We start from the raw sequence: 2,523 nt of genomic DNA on the forward strand, positions 1-2,523 counted from the left end.
TTTTGTCAATGCGGATGCCGTCCACCCGGGTTCCGCTGGAAAACATGAGGCCGTTGTAGGCGTAGAGTTTGCTGAGTTGGCATCGGCCCAGTTCCATGTTCAGCATGATCCGTTGGCGCATGGGCTCATACAGTTCCGCCCGGATGAAGGAGAGGCGGGACTGGCGGCTCATGCTGGCGGAGCGCTCAAAAGCCACATAGCGGTGTGGGCCGCTGCCGAAGTCCAGAGTGATCCCCTCGGGACGGAACATGTCTCTGGCCTTCTCCCGGCGGGCCTGCTGCGTCCTTCCGGTTCCACGCCGGTCAAAGATCCCAGCGAAGTCCATATAGAACAGCACATCGGAAAGCGCTGTGACCTTCTCCTCTCCACGCTCCCGCCAGCCTTTCCCGTGGAGCTGGTACATCAGCTGGTGGAACATGGCGCAGCTGTCCTGCTCGTGCTTGGCGCCCGGTACCTTGCAGTGCTTGGTGGCACTGCGGTTCAGAGCAAAGGTGTAAACGCCGTCTTGCTCCGTGGCGTAACTCATCACCGCCCGGGCAGAGAGTTCGTAGATCTGATAGGTCGTCATTGGCTCACCTCCGTTTGCTCTATTCTACCACAGACCATTTCAAAATCAAAATGAATACTACTCCCACTTCTTTTGAGGTGGGAGCTTTTTGTATTCAAATTCTTGAAATGGAGGTACCAAGCATGAACAACAAAATGAACCATCCCCTGATCACAGTGGACGGCAGAACCCTGATGGATCGTCCGCTGGAGCCGCCCAATTTTGTGGTGGACACCCTGATCTCTCAGGGCCTGCACATCCTGGCTGGCTCACCAAAGGTGGGCAAGTCCTGGCTTGCTCTATGGCTGGCGGTGACGGTGGCCAAGGGAGAACCAATCTGGAGCATGACCACCAGGCAGGGCACCACTCTCTATCTCTGTCTGGAGGATTCCGTCCTCCGCATCCAGAACCGACTCTTTGAAATCACGGAGGACGCACCAGACAGCGTCCACTTCTGCACGGAGTGCGCCCTCATCGGCCAAGGGTTGGAGGAACAGGTGGACGCATTTATCGCCGCACATCCCGATACAGTGCTGGTCATCATTGACACCCTGCAGATGATCCGTCCGATCCACGACGCCACCTACGCCAATGACTACCGGGATCTGTCTGTGCTCAAGCGGCTGGCGGACAAGCACGGCATTGCCATCCTGCTCATCCACCATCTGCGCAAGGAAAAGGCGGAGGATGTGTTCCATCGGATCTCCGGGACCACCGCCATCAGCGGCGCGGTGGATTCCAGCTTCACGCTGGTAGAAGAAAAGCGGGGCAGCGGCAGAGCCAGACTGACCTGTGTGGGCCGGGATATCGAATACCGGGAGTTGGAGTTGGAACGCAGCAGTGAAAATGTGTGGAAGTTGGTTTCGGACAGCCGGACACAGCCGGAACAATTGGAGGGGCAAATCGTTGTTCTCCTCTCTGCGTTTATGAGCACCAGAACAATATTTATCGGCACTCCCACGGAGCTCTCCGAAAAGATCGACCCTGATAAGTCCGAAGGGATAACGCCCAAAAAGATTTCAAGGCTGATCCTGCAAAGCATTGAGGCTCTAAGAAAAAGCGGCATTCAGGCAACGGTTCGCCGCAGCAATGGAAAACGAGTGATTGAGCTGCGTCGTGCCGATAGTGTCGATTTGGAGGGTGCCGGAGAAATCGTCCCTATCGACCCTGTCGGGGCGCTGTGCGGCGATTTGCGGGCGGTTTCCGGGCGCGGCGAGTAAACTCCCGCAAGGCAAAAGAAACGCCGTGTTGGGCCGCTTGTGGCCGAAGGAGGAGTGCGGGTGTTCGGCGCAGGGAAATCACCACAAAAGGGGCCCCCGGAGAAACCCAGCGAAGCGGTTTCTCTGGGGAGAGGAGGAAGCACGGAGCGAGGGAGCTTTTGACCTCGGTCGGAAGCGACGGATGCGCAGTCGCTTCCGACGAGGGCCAGCATCGCGTTTGTCTGGTCACCGGCAAAGCCGCCGCCCGCCTTCCGCATAATTTCCGGGCAGAAGCCCGGACCCACTTTATCTGTGATTTGGAGGAAACGACATGAAAAAAGATATCAAGTTCAGCACCAGGATGGCATCCGCAGACCGAGAGGCCATCAAGGAATTGGCGAAACGCTCTGGGATGTCCATGAGCGACTATGTGACGGCCTGCTGTTTGGGAAAGCAGGTGGTGGTTATTGACGGACTGAAAGAAGTGCTCAAGGAGCTGAAGTCCATCGGCAGAAATCTGAATCAGCTTGTCACCCTGGCGCACATGGGACGCGTCACGGTGATCAACCTGGACGGTGTACGCCAGGCGTTCTCTGAACTCTGCGCTGCTGTCCGGCTGATCCTGGAACGAAAGCGGTGGTGAAAAATGTCGATCATCAGCTTCACTAACTACAAGTGTGGTCAGAGCAACGGATGCATGGGAGCCGTGATGCGGTACACCATGCAGAACAAGAAAACCGAGTTCGATGGGCAGCGGTTGGTCACAGGCATCAACTG

General features: G+C 56.9%; 2 protein-coding genes and 1 pseudogene. 2 read left to right on the plus strand and 1 reads right to left on the minus strand.

All coding sequences use genetic code 11. The annotated features are described in order from the left end of the window. Positions 1–568, minus strand: a pseudogene (locus tag INF37_RS15480) (RNA dependent RNA polymerase); the annotation flags it as partial. Positions 569–690: 122 nt separating this feature from the next. Between INF37_RS15480 and INF37_RS15485 the strand changes: the two are divergent. Together INF37_RS15485 and INF37_RS15490 are read left to right on the plus strand one after the other, a co-directional pair. Further along, complete coding sequence (locus tag INF37_RS15485; protein WP_193539403.1) at positions 691–1,767, plus strand: AAA family ATPase; 1,077 nt, start codon at positions 691–693, stop codon at positions 1,765–1,767. 310 nt (positions 1,768–2,077) lie between these two features. After that, positions 2,078–2,389 carry a plasmid mobilization protein gene (locus INF37_RS15490; protein ID WP_193539405.1) on the plus strand — a complete coding sequence of 104 codons (312 nt, stop codon included), beginning with the start codon at positions 2,078–2,080 and terminating at the stop codon, positions 2,387–2,389. Positions 2,390–2,523 lie beyond the last annotated feature (134 nt).

This window comes from Pseudoflavonifractor gallinarum (assembly GCF_014982855.1).
Lineage (GTDB): Bacteria > Bacillota > Clostridia > Oscillospirales > Oscillospiraceae > Pseudoflavonifractor_A > Pseudoflavonifractor_A gallinarum.

Excerpts from the sequence above, each read along its gene's own strand:
- INF37_RS15490 (WP_193539405.1), top strand. The coding sequence starts at position 2,078 with ATGAAAAAAGATATCAAGTTCAGCACCAGGATGGCATCCGCAGACCGA.
- INF37_RS15485 (WP_193539403.1), top strand. The coding sequence starts at position 691 with ATGAACAACAAAATGAACCATCCCCTGATCACAGTGGACGGCAGAACC.